This window comes from Hongsoonwoonella zoysiae (genome assembly GCF_013266695.1).
Classification (GTDB): domain Bacteria; phylum Pseudomonadota; class Alphaproteobacteria; order Rhizobiales; family Stappiaceae; genus Hongsoonwoonella; species Hongsoonwoonella zoysiae.
Genome location: NZ_JABRXF010000002.1, coordinates 580,435 through 600,362, shown reverse-complemented (window position 1 = coordinate 600,362; position 19,928 = coordinate 580,435). Strand labels below are relative to the sequence as shown.

Sequence of the window (19,928 nt, the reverse complement as noted above, 5' to 3'; positions counted from 1 at the left end):
CAATGCGGCGCATACTGAAGCTGCCGTTGATTGCCCTCGCGCTTGCGGGGGTAGTGGCAGTAGGCGTTGCCGTCTGGCCTATCGAGGCCTCGGTGCCCGGTATCGAGCGAAGCGGGAATCCGCAAAAAGGAGCCTATCTCGCGCGGATGGCGGGATGCATCGGCTGCCACACGGATTCTGAGAATTCCGGAGCTCCTTTGGCAGGCGGCGTGGCGTTGAAAACGGACTTCGGCACCTTCCACTCGCCGAACCTGACAACCGACAAGGAACACGGGATCGGCGCCTGGACAGTGAATGATTTCGCCAAGGCTGTCCGGCAAGGAATATCGCCAGAGGGAAAGCCTTACTATCCGGCCTTTCCATATGCGTTTTACTCCAGGCTGACGGACCAGGACATCGCGGACCTTTGGGCAGCCTTCCAGACGGTGCCACCGGTCGCGGTACCGTCGAAACCGCAAGATCTGGTTCCGCCTTTCAATTTTCGGCCAGCACTCAAGCTTTGGCGAGGCATGTTCTTCAGGCCCGAACCATACAAGCCGGACCGCGCAAAAAGCGACTTGTGGAACCGGGGCAAATATATCGTCGAGGGGCCGGCTCATTGCGGCGCATGTCATACGCCGCGCAATGCCATGGGGGCTAGGCAGGTGGAGCAGCGCCTACACGGCGCGGATGGCCTCCCCGGCGGCGGAAAGTCACCTCCGATAACAAAAGCACATTTGCGGCAGAATGGATGGACCGTGGAGACGCTCAAATATGCGTTGAAAACGGGCATTTTGCCGAACGGAGACGTATTCGGCGGCTCGATGGGGGAAGTGGTTCGCGACGGCACCGCGTTTTTGAGCGAGCAAGATCTGAGGGCAATCTCCATCTACCTGCTGGATGCGGACGCCGGTTCGTAAACCAACGTTCGAAAGGGTTCCGGATCCCGTTCGCCTTCCGGGCCTTTTCATCGGCTTATCCAAAGTCAATGAAATACGATTGGTCCGGATGCGAAGATGCTCGTATTCCCGCCAGGGCATTGTGATGAGCCAGAAAGAAGTAGGATATGCGCTGGAAGTAGCGGGATTAACTTGCAGCCGGCTTGTCCCTTAGACAGGGCGCTGGATTATCTGAGTAGCTTATGGGAATGAAAAAGGTCGTAACTTTAGCCTGCGCGGCAATCGCCTTGACCGCAGGCCTTGCGGCATTAACCTACACGCTTGGCGAAGTGGAAAGCCGACCGTTTCGCTTGATGCCCGATAACGCGAGCCTTATCTCTCAGGGTCGTGAAATTTACGCTGCGTATTGCGCATCCTGTCACGGTGAAAGTCTTGAAGGTCACCCGAACTGGCAGGAACAAGGTGCGGACGGGTTGTTTCCGGCGCCACCGCATGACGCTTCCGGTCATACCTGGCATCACGCGGATGAACTGTTGTTTAAAATTACCAAGTATGGAGTGGCGAAAGCGGCTGGACTGGAAAATCATTCTTCCGCAATGCCTGCGTATGAAGGCGTTCTGAGCGACGCACAAATTGTCGCCGTCCTGTCGTTCATCAAGTCACGGTGGCCGAAGGAAATTCGCGACAGACACGATACGCTAAACGCCAGGACTTTGAGATAGGCGGGCTTCGTTTCCTGGTCGACGCCTGCGAATGAGGTTCCGCTCAATTCGATGGTGCAAAGTTCATGTCGAATGACGCTCGATCCGCACGATACCAGAAGAACAGCCTGACGCTTGCTGGCGCCGTAGCAATGGGAACCGGCGTCATGATCGGCGCCGGTATATTTGCCCTGACCGGCCAAGTCGCCGAGCTTGCGGGAGAATGGTTTGCCCTCGCATTCCTCGCCGCAGCCGTCGTAAGCGGGTTCAGTGCCTATTCCTATGTAAAGCTGGCAAATGCCTATCCATCTGCCGGCGGCATCGCGATGTTCCTGGAAAAGGCCTACGGAAAATCAATGATGACCGGGGCTACGGCCCTGCTCATGTATTTTTCGATGGTGATCAACGAAAGTCTCGTGGCGCGAACGTTCGGGACCTATACCCTTCAACTGTTTGATATTTCCGAGGCGAACTATCTGGTTCCCGCATTGGGCGTGGCGCTTTTGTCCTTCGCATTCTTGGTGAATATTCTTGGAAACCGGGCGGTTCAGTCCCTTTCGTTTGTTCTTGCTTTCCTGAAGATAGGCGGTATCGCCGTATTCGCCGTGGCCGGATTGTGGGTCTCCGGGCTTACTTTTCAAAGTGTGTCCCTGGACCCGGCAGATACCACGCTTACCGGCTTTCTGGGTGCCGTAGCACTTGCCGTTCTTGCCTATAAGGGCTTCACGACGATAACGAATAGCGGCGAGGAGATTGACGACCCGCACCGTAACGTGGGTCGGGCCATCATCATATCCATCCTGATATGCGTGGTTATTTATCTACTGGTCTCGCTCGCGGTCGGGGGGAACCTTTCTATCGAAGAGATCGTGCGTGCGCGCGATTACTCTCTCGCAGAAGCCTCAAAGCCGGCATTTGGGCGTTATGGCCTTTGGTTTACTGTCTGGTTTGCGATTGTAGCGACGGTCTCGGGCGTGATTGCAAGCGTTTTCGCAGTATCCCGCATGCTGGCTATGCTGACGGAAATGAAGCTGGTGCCCCATAGCCATTTCGGTATGCCGGGAGATATCCAGAAACATACGTTGGTATACACGATCGTGGCGGCCATGTTTTTGACTGTCTTCTTCGATCTGGGAAGGATCGCATCGCTTGGCGCGATCTTTTACATAGTCATGGATATCGCCGTTCATTGGGGCATCTTGCGCCGACTACGCAAAGATATCGATGCCAGCGCGATCGTTTTGGGAGCGGCAATTGCTTTCGATCTCATCGTGCTTGGTGCATTGCTTATTGTGAAGGCTCAATCGGACGTGCTGGTGATTTACGCAAGCTTGATCGGCATTACGTTGATTTTTGCGGGTGAACGGCTTTTCCTTCGAAGACTGAACTAGAAATCGATCGTCAATCGGCAAACGCCTGCAGCCGGAATTGGCGCTCCCGGTAAGAGTATTTCTTCAATGTAAGGAAGACAGCCATATATATCATCAGTTGAATCGGATTCTTAATTAAAAACAAATGTTTCGGGTGAAAACATCTCCCGTTGTCCACCGTATTTCTTGGATGATCATTCTGCGTGCTTATTGAGGAAAGTCGAAATTTCCTCGAAGAATTGATCGAAGGCGGGCGTGCCCTCCAGCAGCACATGGTTGTTTCCCGGTAGCTCCACGAAGGTCGCATTCGGGATGAGGCGGGCAATAAGGCGTCCTTCCTCGATCGGTGCCACTCGATCTCCGATGCAGTGCAGAACTAGTGTTGGTACCTGTATTTTTCTGGCAAGTTCCGTCACATCGACATCCGCGTTCATGTGCCAAAGCCTGAGCGCGGCTTCGGAACTTGTGGCAATTCGCTGCAACTCGTCAAAGCTGCTAGCCACATCGGGTGGTGCATCAGGCATGAAGCTGGATGTGAAAAAATGCCTGAACACGGGGTTGGGTGAGCCCCAGCCCTGCTCGATCGTAGTGGTCAGCATTTCGAACAGTTCTTTCTGCTCTGAATCGGGACGATTTCGGCGCCCGCGCACATATCCTCCCAATAAAACCAGGCATTTGACCCGCTCTGGATTTTCCACGGCGTAACGTATGGAAAATGCTCCTCCTTGCGAGATTCCAAGGAGCGCAAAGCGATCAAGCCCGGCAGCGGCGACCACCGCGTTCATATCGCTTTGCATCGCATCCAGTGAAATCGTTTCAACATCCCGGTCCGAGAGTCCGTTGCCACGTTGGTCGAAACGCACAAACTGAAACCTGCGCGCGCATTCTGCGAGCATTGGCGCCCAACAGGGGCTTTTCCATTCGTATTCCAGATGGTTTAGCCAGTTTGGCGCTTTTAAAACCGGCAATCCTTTTCCCACACTCGCCCAGGCGATATGCGTGCCGTCGGCTGACGCCGCATAGCGAACTCTTTGCTGCAATGCCTCTTCGACCGGTTGAACCGTTTCCGGCTTTGCGTCCGGTGTCCATTGCCAGACGCGGATCGGGCGCGAGATATTCTTTACCTTTTGCCGCCCCATATCGCGGAAAGTTGCGCCGATTCTTTCATTGACAGTCTGGTGCACCAGATCGGAGACGCAGATTCCACCGGGTTCTGCGATCGTCTGAAGCCTGGCTGCGACGTTTACCCCATCGCCAAAAATATCGCCGTCGTCATGCACGACATCACCCAGGTTAATTCCCACCCGGTAAGTAATGCGTACATCGGGAGGACATCTGCCCTCCCGCTCGAACATCGCTTCCTGGATCTCCATCGCCGCGCGAACAGCATCCTGGGCACTTTGAAACTCCGCCAGCATACCGTCGCCGGTGGTTTTGACGATCCGTCCGTGTCTGGCGGCGATCGCCGGGTCGATCACTTCGCGCCGATAATTCTTTTGCCTTGCGATGATGCCGTCTTCATCGAGTTCCATGAGGCGGCTATATGCCGCCATGTCGGAAACCATTACCGCAGCAAGGCGTCTTTCCATGACAGCACCTGTACTCTTCGATGGGGAAAATCGATCTACTTTTGGACGTTAACCTGATTATACACCATGTCCGGGTGCCATCCGGCTTGCCGGTAAACGCGCCGATCTGCATCACGGACATTATATTCTTACAACTGTCTTTTACCAATAAAGAGCGTTTTGCGGATGAAGGTCGATGAGGTACGGCGTATATTTAGTCATTGCGCGCAGAAATCTTAGTTTTTTCCTGATTGAATAGCGATTTACACCAGATGATCTTTATAATATTCTTTCATTATCCTTATTTTGATATTAAAGTACCAATTTAGCCAAAATACAATAGAATATTACTTATATGTTATTTACGGTAGAATTGGTGTTCCGCTCTGCGAGGGGCTCTAACAGCATGTGAAAGCCAACGACGACTCAATAGCGGTTCAGTCCAGGAATCCGTCAGCTTCAGGAGTTGTCTTTCCGGTGAGTTTACCCTCACCGGGGCCCGATCTTGTCAGCGTCAACTGGCGCTGCGTCTTCGACACGCCCTGTTTGATATTGTCCTTAAGCCAGGACGCCACGAAACGGGCGCCCTCTTCACTGAAATGTCCATCGGGGGCATAGAAACGCGCGGGTTTTCTTTCGCCATGGAAAACAGGGACAAGGTCTAGTACTTCAATACCCGCTTCATCAGCGGCCTTCAGCACCTGGTGGCGTAAATCGTCTATGGCGAAATCCATCGCGAAGAGGCCCCGGAATCGGTCCGTCTGCGGAACGTAGAGCAGAGAAAATTCCCCACCCCATTGCTCAGCGAGTTGCTTCGCGCGAATGAGTATTTCAACATATCGTGGATTGTTCTCGTGCACCTTCGGATAGATTAGCCCCAAAGACGTTCCGGTCAGGTGCAAAGCAAGGAAATTACGAATAATTTTGGATCTCTTAAATACATCCGTCACATTCACTTCAGAAGCTGAATCTTCTCTCAGTGCCTTTTCTATGCGGGTGAGAACAGCTTCCGATTGGATGGGACTGCCAAAATCCACGCCTTCGAGAAGCGCCGCCTCCAGCCACGGTTGTTCGAGTTCTTTCTCCAGGTTTTCCCAGTCATTGGCTTCAAAAAACGCCATCACGACTTTTTTGGGCTTCAAAATCGGGCCATACCTTCCGATTGTGGCCAGTTCGATCAAAGGGCCGCTCCCGCGTATGCCCATCCCGGCGACTTGCAGGCCTTGCCGGCGCAATTGGCCCACCAGGCTCAGTTCCGGTTCGAGACAAAAACCTTCGATGAATGAATCGCCTACAATTAGAACGTCCACTTGTTCGTCATAAACATTGTCGTCATTGGCAAAGCCGTAACGGTCCGCGAAGTAATTAACGATCTCACCACCCGGGGTGCAAAGAAGGACGTTGGCGCCAGGGAGACCCGACAAAACGGAAGATGACAGTTTATTCGTCTCCAGTTTGTTGTTGAGTCGTCTCAATGTAAATCCACGCAATATATCAAGATCACTTATTTTATCTCCGGCCTTGGGCATCTTTCCCAACATTGCCATCTGAACTCCGAGCATCCGGTAAGACAAAAATGCTTCGACGGCAAAAAAGGAGAACAATATTGAAAAAGCACAGATGCCAAACAAGAGCGCTGATGTCGGCTTAAGATAGGCCGCAAGGAAAATTGTCAATAATGCCAAAATGATAGGTACTTTTATGTATCGGATAAATTGGGGTATAGCAGTTCCAAAGTCTGAATAGTTCAGTAGTGCATAGCTTGCACTCGCCAAAAAATACACGGCCACAATGGATGAGACTGTCAGAGCAGCGATACGCTTTCTACAAACTCGTTGCTCTTTCATTCGTCAATAACACCTCCCGATCTGATCCCTCGTAATCGAACGAGAGGCCGCTCAGAGCGCGACTTATGGGATGTATAACGCTGGTGGACGATTTGCCAGATCGCTACAAAGAATAATCCAAGAAATATTTTTTCCAACTCAGAAAGCATAATTCTTTGATCAAACGCTAAGTAAATCTTCGGAACATGGTTAACTATCGTAGAGTAAAGATTTGTAGTGTCACATTTTTCGCGGCTATGACGGCGGGACGCGCAGGGACACGGTAATTATCGTTTCTCAGGACAGGCCTTGGAGAATACGCCGCGCCGACCGCTTAACCGTGGCATTCTGCCTCTTCGCGAAGATTTGTACCCTGTTGACGGACTGGTGGGGGGACATCCCCGCATACAGCCATTAGCGTCCGGCCGACATCGCGTTGATATGCCGCGATCTTTGGATTCACCCTCGTGAATATATTATTCGTATGACCGCCTGGTTGGGAGAAAATTATGGTGGGCAGCAGCGCCGACGATGCGACTGTCATAGGAGATCTTCAGAAGTTGCCGCATTTGCCGGTCAATCTTTTTGCGATCGTCATGGGAATGGCGGGATTAACGCTGGCAACGATCAGATTTGAAAGCGCCTCAGGCGTTTCTGCCAGCATAAGCCTTATGTTCCTTGGCGCGACCGTCTCCGTGCTTTTGCTTTTGTCCGCGCTCTATCTCCTGAAGCTTGTTAAACATCCGCAAGCTGTTCGCGCCGAGTGGAATCACCCGGTAAAGATCGCGTTTTTCCCGGCTATCAGCATCGGGCTTATTCTTACGGGAACGGCACTTGCCCCATTCTTCTTTCAAGTTGGCCGGGTGGTCTGGGCGGCGGGAGCGATATTGCATCTTGCGGCAACGCTGGCTGTTATATCCGCCTGGATCGGGCATCGTTCGTTCGAACCTGTTCACCTCAATCCGGCGTGGTTCATCCCGGTTGTCGGAAACGTCCTGGTGCCGATTGGGGGTGTCGGATTCGGTTTCGTCGAAATTTCCTGGTTCTTTTTCTCCATCAGCGTCGTTTTCTGGACGGTGCTCTTAACCCTCGTTTTCAACCGGCTGATCTTTCACAATCCGCTGCCCGAGCGGCTATTGCCGACATTGGTTATTCTGGTCGCGCCCCCCTCGGCCGGTTTTATCGCATGGATGCAGCTTTCTGGAGAGCTGAACGCATTCGGACGGATCCTCTATTTTTCAGGGCTTTTTTTCGTGATGGTGGTGACCGCACAAATCGGCCGCTTCGCGAAGCTGCCCTTTACGATCGCATGGTGGGCTTATTCGTTCCCGCTCGCCGCATTTTCTGTTGCCACATTCATTTACGCCGACGTATCCGGCTATCCGGCGATGAAAGGCGTCGCCTATGCTGTCTACGCGGTACTCTTGGCCGTGCTGGCCACGCTCGTGATCAAGACGATCAATGCAGCGCGGCGCGACGAAATATGCCAACCGGACTGAGGGACGGCCCGGTAACCCAACAGGCTTGGGGTGCTACCAGAGTGTTTTGGCCGCACGTTCCGGCCATTCCTTGTCGTATGTCTCGCCATCGAAGCCGTTGTTCGTCGCTTCGGTCAGATAGTCGCCCGGAGATGGTAGCCCGTCTGCCAGTTTGCGTTGGTCCGGGTTCCACAAGTCGGCCCGGATGATCGCCCGCGCGCACTGGAAGTAGACTTCATCTACGGTGATGACGATGACAGTCCGTGGTGCCTTGCCCTTGATCGCGAAAGAATTGCAAAGCTCTTCATCGGTTGAAATTTTTGCGCGACCGTTGACCCGGATTGTATTTCCCGATCCCGGAACAAGGAACATCAACGACACGCGCGGATCGAGAATGATGTTCTTAAGGGAATCGCCACGGTTATTACCGCGCCGGTCTGGAAGCATCAGCGTGTTCTCATCCGCAATCCTCATGAAGCCAGGCTGATCGCCCCGTGGCGAGCAGTCGAGGCCGTCCGGCCCGCAGGTGGCGAGCGCAACGAAGGGCGATGCCTCGATGAACCGGCGATAGAGCGGCGAGACGTGGTCAAGCACCTTCACTGTCGATGCCTCGGCAGGCGTGCCGTAAATCGCCTCAAGTTCTTCGATTGTCGTGATACCGCTCATGCCCCGCCTCTTTTTTTGGCTGATCGCTGGAGACCTATCCCAATCGCGAAATTGTGGCCAGTTGCATTCTTGCCATGGCGTCTCCCCTCACCCAGTCTTGTTCTGTTGCCTGGGGTGGGGAGCTCGCGAACATATGCACATCGGTCGGTTTGCCGTTTCCTTGAAGCGGGCTCTTACGCTTTGCATCTCGCTCGCCGTTGCTGCATATGCCTCGATTGCCCCGGCGCAATCAGCCCGCGAAGTCGACCTGCAGCTCGTGCTTGCCATCGACGCATCGGCAAGCGTTGACCCACAGGAGTATCAGCTTCAACTCGACGGAATTGCTGCTGCATTTCGAGATATTCGGGTACATCAAGCCATATCGGCTGGCGACAAGGGCGCGATCGCGGTGGCGATCATCGTCTGGGCGGAATCGGGCACGCCTGCCGATGAATCTGGTTGGTATCTTGTGAGTGGCTCTGGAAGTGCGAACCGCTTCGCAGGAGACGTCTCGGCATGGCCCCGCCATGTAAATGGTGGAACGGGCATAGGCGCAGGCCTTGTTCAGGCCATGCGCATGTTCGACCGCAACGGTTACACAAGTGTGCGGCGCACGGTCGACGTGTCGGGTGACGGGCGTGAAACACCGCCGCGTGACTATGTCGTTCTCGTGGAAAATGCGCGCGGCATGGCACTGTCGCGCGGCATTACGATCAACGGGCTTGCTATCGAGAACGAAGACAAGGAACTTTCGGCCTACTATCTGGAAAAGGTAGCGACCGGCCCGAAGAGCTTTGTCGTCCGGGCCGGCGAATATGAGGATTTCGCCCAAGCCATGCTCCGCAAGCTCTTGCGGGAGATCGAGGACCTCCCGTTGAGCGCGTCGCTGGAATAAGGCCCGCTCAGGCCGCCTCTTCCTTTTTCTTGATTACGGGCTCCATCTCCTGCAACTCGGTCGGGTCGAGATGGCAAAGGATCTCGTGTCCCTCACGGCCGAACGCCCGGATCGGCGGCGCCTCCACATCGCATTTGCCCGGCATCATGTATTGGCAGCGCGTGGAGAAGGGACAGCCTTTCGGCGGATTGGACGGTGAAGGCAACTCCCCTTTCAGCACGATGTGACGCTTCTCGATGCTCGTATCGGCGATCGGCACGGCGGCGAGCAAGGCTTCCGTGTATGGATGATAGGGCGGAGAGAAAATCTCCTCCGTGGTCCCCTGCTCCATGATCTGGCCGAGATACATAACGACCACCCGATCCGCCAGATAGCGCACCACGGAAAGATCATGGCTGATGAAAAGCAGCGTCGTGCGGTTTTCGCGCTGAATGTCCATCAGAAGGTCCGTCACCGCCGCCTGCACGGAAACGTCGAGCGCTGAGACCGGCTCGTCGGCGATCACGACGTCCGGATTGCCGGCGAAGGCGCGCGCGATACCGACGCGCTGCTTCTGTCCGCCTGAAAGCTGCCGGGGACGGCGTTTTGCGAAATCGCGAGGAAGCTTAACGATATCGAGAAGCCTGAAGACGATTTCGTCGACCTCTTCCTTGGTCTTGGCCACGCCAAACTTGCGGATGACACGTGCGATCTGGCCGCCAACGGTGTGAGATGGATTGAGCGTATCGAAGGGGTTTTGGAACACCATCTGCAGACGTGAGATTGTCTTTTCGTCCCGCTTCTCGACGGGGAGGTTTCCGAGTTCGACATTGCCCAGCTTTACCTGTCCAGCAGTCGCATCTTCCAGGCCCATGAGAACTTTGGCGAAGGTAGATTTGCCGCAGCCGCTTTCACCGACGATCGCGACAGTTTCCGCTTCGCGGGCGGAGAAATTCAGGTGCTCGTTGGCCTTGACCGTTTTCTCTTCGCCGCCGAATATCAGAAAGCCTGACTCTTCAATTACATAGTGTTTCGTCATATCGTCGACGGAAAGCACGACATCGCCGGACTCCACGGGCGGTTTGGCTTCGCCCTTCGGCAGGTCGCGTTCCCAGTCGATTTCCTGAAACCGTTCACATCTCACCCGGTGGTCGTCATCTCCCGGCACGGAGTGCATTCGCAAGCGGCCCGTGTCGCATACCCCTTGTCTGAAGAATGTGCAGCGCGGACCGAAGTTGCAGCCTTTCGGCCGCTCATGCGGAAGCGGCAGTTGGCCGGGAATGGCGACGAGCGGATGCTCGTTCTTGTCCGCGCCCGGAAGCGGAATCGAACCGAAAAGCCCGCGCGTATAAGGATGGCGCATCTCGTCGAAGACGTCGTGAATGTCGCCGACCTCCACCGCCTCGCCGGAATACATCACCGTCAACCTGTCACAGGTTTCGAGAATGAGACCGAGGTTGTGGGAAATGTAGATCATCGAGGTGCCGAACTCGTCGGCGATATCCCGGATGAGTTCCACAATGCCTGCTTCCACCGTAACGTCGAGCGCCGTCGTGGGTTCGTCGAGAAGCAGAAGCTTCGGGCTCGACAGGAGCGCCATGGCAATCACGACACGCTGTTGCTGCCCGCCTGAAATCTGGTGCGGGAACGAATTCATGATCCGTTCGGGGTCGGGCAGGCGCACCTTGGCGAGCATCTCCGCCGATCGCTGCCAAGCCTCCCTTTCCGAAACGCCGTCGTGGTATATCGGCACCTCGCAAAGCTGATCGCCGATGCGCATGGCCGGGTTTAGCGAGGCCATCGGCTCCTGGTAGACCATGGCGATCTTGGAGCCGCGAAGCTTGCGTAGCTCATCAGGGCTCATGCTGCGCATGTCACGCCCTTCGAACAGCAGTTCTCCGCCGACGATCGCTCCGTTCTTGCCCATGTACTGCATGATGGCGAGCGCGACCGTGGATTTGCCGCAGCCGCTTTCGCCGACGATGCCATGCGATTCACCCGGCATCAGTTTCAGGTTGAAATCCACCACCGCCGGGATTTCGCCCGCGCGCGTGTAGTAGGAGATCGAAAGGTTCCGGCACTCCAGAACCGGTGTCTGGTCGCTCATGTCTCTTGTCGTCCCCATTCTCAGTCTTTCAGGCTCATTTCGCGCAGTCCGTCGGCCATCAGGTTGAAGCCGAGGATGAGCGTCGAAACGCTCAATGCCGGAACGAGCAGCATGTAGGAAAACTTCCAGAGCATCGCGGTTTTCGCCGCTTCGCGGATCATCAGGCCCCAGTCGGGATCGGGCGGCTGAAGGCCGAGGCCCAGAAACGTCAACGTGGTGATCGCAACGGTCGTGTAACCGAGCCTGAGGCACGCATCGACGATGATCGGCCCGCGCACATTCGGCAGGAGCTCGATCACCATGATGTAGAAGGGATGCTCACCTCTCGTTTGGGCAGCATAGACATAGTCCCGTGTCTTTATATCAAGCGTGAGCCCCCTCACGATACGCATGATCGCCGGGGCGGATGCGAAAGTGACGGCGACGACAATGTTGAAGCCCGACGGGCCGAGATAGTTCAGAATGACGATGAAAAGCACCATCACCGGGAAGGATAGAAGCACGTTCGCCAGAAACGAGATGATCTCGTCCCACCATCCCGACAGATAGCCGGCGATGAGGCCGAACAAGGTGCCGATCACATAGGCGACGAATGTCGCCGTAACGCCCCAAACGATGACGCGCTGACATCCCCAGATCATGCGAGAGAGCATGTCACGGCCCTTGAAATCTGTTCCGAGCCAGAAAAAGATGTCGCGCTTTTCGGAAAATGGCAGGGTGAAGGGTGCGATCGGCTTGTTCGGGTCAACGAGCGGCAGATATGGCGCGGACACCGCCATTAAAAGCCAGAAAAAGACGAGCGTCAGCCCGATGATCGCGGTTGAACTCTCCCGGAAATTGTAGAACGCGACCCAATAAAGCAGGATTGTTGCCGGAATGGCCGGCAAAAGCACGAACTGATGGGCGCCGAACATGACGTAGATCGTCAGCGGCACCCACATCAACAAGAGAAGCGTTATCGCCGGTTTCGGCGCGCTTAGCCGCTCGACAAGGCCGGGAGCGGCGATGGATTCGGATACAGCCATTATGCCTTGCCCCCTCTCAGGCGAAACGGATGCGCGGGTTGAGGAACGTATAGCCGATGTCGGAAATCAGCTGCGAAAGCACGGCTACGGCAACCGCCACAAGCGTGCAGGCCTGAACCACCTCGACATCGGGAAACAGTGCCGCTTCCAGAAGTAGTTTTCCGAACCCGTCATACTCGAAGAACACTTCCACAACGACCACGCCGGAAAGCAGCCAATTGAGCTGCAGGACGATGATGGTGAAGGGAGCGATTAACGCGTTGCGCAGTGCATGCTTCATGATTACGCGCTTGTAGGGCAAACCCTTGAGGATTGCGGTGCGGATGTATTGCGAGGTCATGACTTCCGCCATGGAGGCGCGGGTCATTCGGGCAACGTAACCGAAATCGTAGAGAACGAGCGTCAGGACCGGCAGGATCAACTGGTCGAACTGGAAACCGCCGATCATCGCAGATTTTACCGGAAACCATTGCAGCCCGAGCGCGAATATGACGGTCAGCAGGATCGCTGTCGCGATTTCAGGGATGGATGTCGTGAACACCGAGAAAAAGCTGATCGCCCTGTCCTGGATCGACCCTTCCTTCATGCCGGCCAGAACTCCGAGCAAAAGGGATATCGGGATCATGAGCGCGAAAACGAAGAAGGCGAGAATTCCGGTATTCGCCAGTCGGTCGAGCAACAAGGGAGCCACGGGCGTCGCCTTCTCGTAGGAATAGCCCATATCCCCGCTCAGGATGTTGCCGACCCAGTTGACGTAGCGCTGGTAGAAAGGCACATCGAGCCCTTTTTCAGCCAGCCACTGGTTGTAACTATCTTCCGACAATGCCGAGACGGCAAATCCGCCAAGTTCCTGAATCGCGAGCCGTTTCTTGAATTCTGGCGTGTCGAAAATTGCGAAAAGCAGAAGTGAGGCGACGACCATGATCAGAAGCATCTGAACAAGGCGCCGCAGGACCAGTTTTGCCATATCAGTGCACCGCTATCGCGTTATCTGGAGTTTTTCCGGGGGTGCCGGGAAACGGTCGGGGTCGAAGATTGCTCCTCCGGCCCCGAACTCTGGATCGCTTTCGCGATCCAGAGTTCGCTCCAGATTCAATATCTTGAGCATGTCCCTGTCGCGAAATCCGGTTCGGATTTTGCGGGATATGCTCCAGGCGATTGTCAGCCCTTCCAGACCTTGTTGAACTGATGGTACTGGGTCGGATGTCCTGGATACCCATGCACGGATTTCGATGTAATGGTGTAGACCGGCCGATAGAGCGGCTGGATCATCACCGCATCGTCCTGCAGGATCTTTTCCACCTTTTCCATGATGGCCGTACGCTTTTCCACGTCGAGCGTGGATTCGGCCTCGTCCAGTGCGGCGTCGAACTCCGCATTGGCATATTTGGTCTCGTTCCAGGGAACGCCTGTCCTGTAGCCGAGTGAAAGCACCATCGTGCCGAGCGGGCGGTGCGTCCAGGCAGTCGCGCCGAATGGCGTCTTGTCCCAGATTTCCCAGTACTTCGACGGCGGAATCACGTTGACGTTCAGCGTAACGCCGACATCCTTGAGCTGATCGCGCATGGCTTCGGCAACCGTCTGGTGCCACGGGCCATCCGTGTTGCCGACGTCGATGGTGATTTCCAGCCCGTCCTCGTAGCCGGCTTCGGCGAGAAGCGCCTTGGCGCCTTCGACATCGCGTTCAAGCGGCGGCAACTCGAAATATTCCGGGTGGATCGGCGCGACGTGGTGGTTTTCGGCAACATCCCCGCCTTCCGGGTAGACCAGGTCGAGGATGCGGGAATTGTCAACCGCCTTGACCAGAGCCTGGCGCACGCGCTTGTCGTCGAACGGCTTCTGCGTGACCTGGAAGCGGCAGCAGAGCGTCTGTGCCGTTCTGGCCGCGATGATATTGCCTTCGACTGCCTTGGCGAGTTCCATCTGTTCGATACCGAACTCGTAGATCGCGTCGACGTCGCCGCCGGCGAATGCGGTCAGCTGGTTGTCCTCGTCGAAATTGTAGTAATGGATTTCGTCGAGATAAACCTTGCCGCCCCAGTACTCGAAAGGCTCGCCGTTTGTCGTCTCCCTGATGCGCTTCAGGATGCATCGGTCTCCCACGACGTTTTCTACGAGCGTGAAAGCACCGGTGCCAATTGGATTGTCGGAAAGCGGGGCCTTGAAGCTTCGATGCACGATAGCCGTGGGATAGTTGTACATGTCTTCCGGGAATGACAGTACCGGCTTGGCGAGATTGAAGCGGATCGTGTGATCGTCGATCACCTCGATCGCGCCTTCGCGCAAGACCTTTTTGCCGTCTTTTTCCTCAAGCATCGCGGCGATCGAAGACAGGCCGACATTCGAGGAGCCGAGATCGGGATTGGTCCAGCGCTCGAAGTTGAACTTCACATCCTCGGTCGTGAAATCGTCGCCATTGTGCCACTTCACGCCCTTGCGCAGGTGGAACGTCCACGTCGTAAGGTCTTCTGAAGCTTCCCAGCTTTCAGCCAGCATCGGACGGGTCACATTGTCGGGCGTGGTGAAAGCCAGATGTTCAAGGATGTGGCGCGTCTGGTTCGACATTTCGACCCAGGAATAAGTCGCCGGATCTTCCATTTTCTGGACTTGCATGCCGACCTTCAGGATGCCGCCCTCCTTGGCGTCCGCGTTGTCGGGCGGGAACGGCAGGTTGTTGGCATCGTCGGCGAACGCGGGTGCCGGAAGTCCCGCCATGGCATAGGCAGCGGATGCGCCCACGCCCAACAAGGCGGCAATCCGTACGAACTCGCGGCGGTTCATCCGCCCGCTTTCCATCAGATCACGCGCCTCGTCGACCTTCGGATGTATGCGGTTGGATTTCTTGTCTTTCGTCATTGGTTCTACAACCCTCTACCTTTGTTTGACGCACGGAAGCCCCGGCAAATTCTCCGGCTTATGTGCCGGTGTTCGTCTGCCGGTTCCAAGGCAACCGCACGGTTGTCTTTCCTTCTTTGACTGGCGAAATCGCCGCCTGCCTCCGGTCGCAAGGGTGGCTAGCGGATATCAGCATTTCGACAGCTCGCCCAAGTTAACATGCAAACACTCCCGGCGGGCAAAGCGTTTTGAATTATTTCATCAAAATAGCGCGGGCGATGTCGGACCTGTGTAAATAGATGTCGCAAACGGGGTGTCGCTGCAATGCGGCGAACGGCGCTACGATGGTTTTCGAATAACTGCGATCTCGAGATTTTAAATGCGAAAATACATCATGATTTTCGCATTCGATTTGAGGTTACTCGCCAGTTCTCGAATAATTCAGATAAAAAAGAAAAGCGTAAATCGAAGGACCTCTCATGGCAGACGATATAGTACCGAATGCCGAAGGCGACCTGCCGTCCGCACCCCGTGCCGGACGTCGCGGACGCAAGGCACGCAAGGCACGCAAGGGTATCGGAGCTACTGCAAGGTCGATCGAACAAAAGCCTTTCCGGGCGAGGCGAAATACTTATCCCAAGGTGGATGCTGTCTCTGCGGACGAACTGGAAATGATCCATGAGGCATCGCTGAAAATTCTTGAGGAAATCGGCATCGATTTCATCAACGAGGAGGCGAAGGCCATTCTTAAGGCCGCCGGAGCCGACATCGACCCCTCCTCCGATCGTGTCCGGATGGATCGCGCAATCGTGCTGGAAGCGATCGGCACGGCGCCTTCGCAATTCACGATGCATGCGCGCAACCCGGAGAAGAACCTGCACTTCGGTGGTGATTCCGTTGTCTGGAGCGCTGTGGCGAGTGCGCCCAATTGCGTTGACGCCGAAAAAGGCCGGCGCCCTGGCAATCGAGAGGACTTCCAAAACCTTCTGAAACTGACGCAATATTTCAATGTGATCGATCTGAACGGAGGTTATCCGGTCGAGCCTGTCGATATCCACCCGAGCGTGCGTCATCTTGAGTGTTTGTCGGACACGGTGCGCATCACCGACAAGGTGTTCCACATCTATTCGCTGGGTAAGGAACGCAATCTCGACGGGATGGAAATTGCTCGAATCGTCAATGGCTTGAGCGAGGATGAGTTCGAGCGGACACCAGTTGTCCTGTCGATCATCAATTCCTCCTCTCCGCTTCGTCTCGACACGCCGATGCTCCAGGGCATCATCGAGATGTCGCGGCGCGGCCAGGTCATCGTGCTTACGCCCTTCACGCTGGCGGGTGCGATGGCGCCGGTGACGCTTGCCGGTGCTCTTGCGCAACAGAACGCGGAGGCGCTCGCCGGGCTCGCGTTCGCCCAGATGGTGAAGCCGGGTGCTCCGGTCGTTTATGGCGGCTTTACCTCCAATGTCGACATGAAGTCGGGCGCCCCAGCCTTCGGCACGCCGGAGTATATGAAGGCGGCACTCGTCGGCGGGCAGTTGGCGCGCAAATACCGTATTCCGTATCGAACATCGGCGGTTTGCGCCGCCAATACCGTCGATGCGCAGGCGGCTTACGAAACCGTTTTTTCGCTTTGGGGCGCCATCAACGGCGGTGGAAATTACCTCAAGCACGCGGCCGGCTGGCTGGAAGGCGGGCTTTCGGCGGGATTCGAAAAATTCATCATCGATGTCGACCTTCTTCAGATGGTCGACGAATATCTCCGACCGATTGTGGTCGATGAGGCAAGCCTTGCGCTGGATGCGATCCGCGAGGTCGGCCCCGGCGGTCACTTCTTTGGCACGGCGCATACGCAGGCGCGTTACAAGGATGCGTTCTACTCGCCGATCATCTCCGATTGGCGCAACTACGAAAGCTGGGCGGAAGCCGGCAGCCCGACCGCCTATGAGAAGGCGAACCGGCTTTACAAACAGGTGCTTGCCGAGTTCGAAATGCCGGCTCTCGATCCTGCGATTGACGAGGAGCTTTCTGCATTCGTGGAAAAACGCAAGGAGGAAGGCGGCGCGCCGACGGATTTCTGATCGACGGTTCAAGCCCGCAAAAAATCGTAATCTCAAGACGCGGCCCCGTTGGAATTACAAATCCGGCGGAAACGCAAGAGCCCTATGTGGAGCCCGGTCATGAAGTCTCACGCGAAGGCCGTTGTCATCGGTGGCGGTGTTGTCGGTGCAAGTATTCTCTATCATCTCACGAAGCTTGGTTGGCACGATGTCACGCTGATCGAGCGTTCGGAATTGACGTCCGGTTCCACATGGCACGCGGCGGGCGGTTTCCACACGCTGAACGGCGATCCGAACGTTGCAAAGCTTCAGGCCTATACGGTCAATCTCTACAAGGAGATAGAAGCTCTTTCAGAGCAGTCCTGCGGATTGCATCTGACGGGCGGCTTGCAGCTTGCCGATACGCCGGAGCGGCTGGAATGGCTGAAGATGGCACATGCGCGAGGCCGTTATCTTGGCATGGAAACGGAAATCATCTCGGCGAAGGAGGCCAAGGACCTCCTGCCGCTGATCGACGAGAAACACTTCGTCGGCGCCCTGTTCGACCCCATCGAAGGTCATCTCGACCCTTCCGGTACGACGCATGCCTACGCGAAAGCCGCGCGCAAGAACGGTGCGGAAATCGTTCTTCGCAATCGCGTCATGGAGTTGGTGCAGCGCGAGGACGGTAGTTGGGATGTCGTCACCGAGCAAGGCACCATCCATGCGGACCACGTTGTGAATGCCGGCGGCCTTTGGGCGCGCGAGGTCGGGCGCATGGTCGGCATAGAGCTGCCGGTACTTGCCATGGAGCATCATTACCTCCTCACCGACGACATGCCCGAGATTGCCGAAATCAATGCATCGACCGGTAAAGAGTTGATCCATGCCATTGATTTTGGAGGGGAAATCTATACGCGCCAGGAACGCGGCGGCATGCTGCTCGGCACGTACGAGCGTGCGGCGACCCCCTGGAGCCCCAAGGAAACCCCATGGGATTTCGGCCACGAACTGCTGGAGCCAGACCTGGAACGCATTGCGCCTTCTCTCGAGGTCGGTTTTGAGCATTTCCCGGCACTCAAACACACGGGGATCAAGCAGTTCATCAACGGCCCCTTCACGTTCGCGCCCGATGGCAATCCCCTCGTCGGGCCGGTGCGCGGGCTTAAAAACTATTGGGTCGCCTGTGCGGTTATGGCCGGCTTCTCGCAAGGGGGTGGCGTTGGTCTTGCGCTGGCCAACTGGATGGTTGAAGGCGATCCGGGATTCGACATCTGGGGCATGGATGTCGCCCGTTACGGGAATTGGGCCACGCTCGCCTATACGAACGCCAAGGTGCGCGAAAACTATTCCCGCCGTTTCCGCATCCGCTACCCGAACGAGGAGCTTCCGGCCGCTCGCCCTCACCAGACCACACCGCTTTACGACTGCATGTTGGCGCAAGGGGCCGTCATGGGAGACAGTTGGGCGCTCGAAACACCGCTCTGGTTCGCGCCCGACGGGGTTGAAGCGAAGGATATCGTTTCCTTCCGCCGTTCAAACGATTTCGAGCATGTGAAGGCCGAATGCCTTGCGGTGCGCGAGAGCGTTGGCATCACCGAGATCGCCAATTTCGCAAAATACGAGATCACGGGCGTTGGTGCGGAAACCTGGCTAAACCGCCTCATGACGAATCGCATGCCGAAGCCGGGACGCATTATCCTCACGCCGATGTTGAACGAACGCGGCAAGCTGATCGGCGATTTCACCATTGCAAAGGTGGCGGACGGCCGGTTCTACATGTGGGGCTCGAGCCAAGCCGAGATCTATCACATGCGCTGGTTCGAAAATCATCTGCCCGACGACGGATCGGTCCGGGTTCGCGCGATTGGTCTTGGCTGGGTCGGCGTCTCGATCGCCGGGCCGAAGGCGCGAGAAGTGCTTGAAAAGGTTGTAGTTACCGATGTTTTTAATGAAGCGTTCCGCTTCATGGATGCCCGCGCGATGGACATTGCCGGCGCGCCCTGTTTCGTCAACCGGATCAGCTACACAGGCGATCTCGGCTATGAAATCTGGATGACGCCGGAATATGAACGTCGAGTCTACGATGCGCTCAAGCAGGCCGGAGCGGATTTCGGCATTCGGGATTTCGGCATGCGCGCCCTCCTCTCGCTTCGTCTTGAGAAGAATTTCGGCACCTGGTTCCGCGAGTTCAGGCCGATCTACGGTCCGTTCGAAGCCGGGCTCGACCGTTTCGTGAGGCTCGACAAGGAAGATTTCATCGGCCGCGATGCGGCAGTGGCAGAAAAGGAAACTGGCGGAAAACTGCGCCGCGTTTCCTTCATTGTCGATGCGGGAGATGCGGACGTCATCGGCGATGAGCCGATCTGGCATGATAACGAGGTGATCGGTTGGGTGACTTCCGGCGGATACGCGCATTTTGTCGATGCGTCGCTCGCCCAGGGCTACATCCCGAAGGAACTGGCCGATAATCTCGACGAAGGCGCGTTCGAGATCGAAATCATTGGCGAGCGCCGCAAGGCGCGGATCAATCCGGAACCGTTGTTCGATCCTCAAGCTCTCAGGATGCGCGGCTGATGGCCGTT

14 protein-coding genes are annotated in these 19,928 nt (G+C 56.1%); 7 read left to right on the top strand and 7 right to left on the bottom strand.

What is annotated here, in order from left to right:
* The first annotated feature begins 2 nt into the window (after window positions 1-2).
* From HPQ64_RS13955 to HPQ64_RS13945, 3 genes are all read left to right on the top strand, one after another.
* Window positions 3-899 (top strand): c-type cytochrome, encoded by an 897-nt coding sequence (locus HPQ64_RS13955; RefSeq protein ID WP_172889090.1) that lies wholly within the window; start codon window positions 3-5, stop codon window positions 897-899.
* Window positions 900-1,126: 227 nt separating this feature from the next.
* Complete coding sequence (locus HPQ64_RS13950; RefSeq protein WP_172889089.1) at window positions 1,127-1,600, top strand: c-type cytochrome; 474 nt, start codon at window positions 1,127-1,129, stop codon at window positions 1,598-1,600.
* Between the two features lie 65 nt (window positions 1,601-1,665).
* Window positions 1,666-2,970: an APC family permease gene (locus HPQ64_RS13945; RefSeq protein ID WP_172889088.1), complete on the top strand. Its 1,305-nt coding sequence runs from the start codon at window positions 1,666-1,668 to the stop codon at window positions 2,968-2,970.
* 173 nt (window positions 2,971-3,143) lie between these two features.
* On the opposite strand, the gene HPQ64_RS13940 is transcribed toward HPQ64_RS13945, so the two are convergent.
* Together HPQ64_RS13940 and HPQ64_RS13935 are read right to left on the bottom strand one after the other, a co-directional pair.
* Window positions 3,144-4,538 (bottom strand): alpha/beta fold hydrolase, encoded by a 1,395-nt coding sequence (locus HPQ64_RS13940; protein ID WP_172889087.1) that lies wholly within the window; start codon window positions 4,536-4,538, stop codon window positions 3,144-3,146.
* A 416-nt stretch (window positions 4,539-4,954) separates the two neighbouring features.
* Window positions 4,955-6,364, bottom strand: coding sequence for an SGNH/GDSL hydrolase family protein (locus tag HPQ64_RS13935; protein WP_172889086.1), 1,410 nt, complete (start codon window positions 6,362-6,364; stop codon window positions 4,955-4,957).
* 488 nt (window positions 6,365-6,852) lie between these two features.
* On the opposite strand from HPQ64_RS13935, the gene HPQ64_RS13930 reads away from it, so the two are divergent.
* Window positions 6,853-7,842, top strand: a complete 990-nt coding sequence (locus HPQ64_RS13930; RefSeq protein WP_172889085.1) for an SLAC1 anion channel family protein — start codon at window positions 6,853-6,855, stop codon at window positions 7,840-7,842.
* Window positions 7,843-7,875: 33 nt separating this feature from the next.
* Here HPQ64_RS13930 and HPQ64_RS13925 read toward each other — a convergent pair whose 3' ends face one another.
* The gene (locus tag HPQ64_RS13925; protein WP_172889084.1) at window positions 7,876-8,487 is read right to left on the bottom strand and encodes a pyridoxamine 5'-phosphate oxidase family protein; all 612 of its coding nucleotides are present in this window, start codon (window positions 8,485-8,487) and stop codon (window positions 7,876-7,878) included.
* 133 nt (window positions 8,488-8,620) lie between these two features.
* On the opposite strand from HPQ64_RS13925, the gene HPQ64_RS13920 reads away from it, so the two are divergent.
* The gene (locus HPQ64_RS13920; protein ID WP_172889083.1) at window positions 8,621-9,361 is read left to right on the top strand and encodes a DUF1194 domain-containing protein; all 741 of its coding nucleotides are present in this window, start codon (window positions 8,621-8,623) and stop codon (window positions 9,359-9,361) included.
* Window positions 9,362-9,368: 7 nt separating this feature from the next.
* Here HPQ64_RS13920 and HPQ64_RS13915 read toward each other — a convergent pair whose 3' ends face one another.
* The 4 genes from HPQ64_RS13915 to HPQ64_RS13900 form a co-directional block, all read right to left on the bottom strand.
* The gene (locus tag HPQ64_RS13915) at window positions 9,369-11,447 is read right to left on the bottom strand and encodes a dipeptide ABC transporter ATP-binding protein (RefSeq protein WP_172889082.1); all 2,079 of its coding nucleotides are present in this window, start codon (window positions 11,445-11,447) and stop codon (window positions 9,369-9,371) included.
* Between the two features lie 20 nt (window positions 11,448-11,467).
* The gene (locus HPQ64_RS13910) at window positions 11,468-12,472 is read right to left on the bottom strand and encodes an ABC transporter permease (protein ID WP_210260271.1); all 1,005 of its coding nucleotides are present in this window, start codon (window positions 12,470-12,472) and stop codon (window positions 11,468-11,470) included.
* A 16-nt stretch (window positions 12,473-12,488) separates the two neighbouring features.
* Window positions 12,489-13,439 carry an ABC transporter permease gene (locus HPQ64_RS13905; protein ID WP_172889081.1) on the bottom strand — a complete coding sequence of 317 codons (951 nt, stop codon included), beginning with the start codon at window positions 13,437-13,439 and terminating at the stop codon, window positions 12,489-12,491.
* 194 nt (window positions 13,440-13,633) lie between these two features.
* Window positions 13,634-15,328, bottom strand: a complete 1,695-nt coding sequence (locus tag HPQ64_RS13900) for an ABC transporter substrate-binding protein (protein ID WP_172889080.1) — start codon at window positions 15,326-15,328, stop codon at window positions 13,634-13,636.
* Window positions 15,329-15,786: 458 nt separating this feature from the next.
* Here HPQ64_RS13900 and HPQ64_RS13895 point away from each other — a divergent pair, with 458 nt between their 5' ends.
* Together HPQ64_RS13895 and HPQ64_RS13890 are read left to right on the top strand one after the other, a co-directional pair.
* Window positions 15,787-17,385 carry a trimethylamine methyltransferase family protein gene (locus tag HPQ64_RS13895; RefSeq protein ID WP_172889079.1) on the top strand — a complete coding sequence of 533 codons (1,599 nt, stop codon included), beginning with the start codon at window positions 15,787-15,789 and terminating at the stop codon, window positions 17,383-17,385.
* 99 nt (window positions 17,386-17,484) lie between these two features.
* A complete protein-coding gene (locus tag HPQ64_RS13890; protein ID WP_172889078.1) occupies window positions 17,485-19,920 on the top strand; it encodes a GcvT family protein in 2,436 nt (811 codons plus the stop codon).
* The last annotated feature ends 8 nt before the right edge of the window (window positions 19,921-19,928 follow it).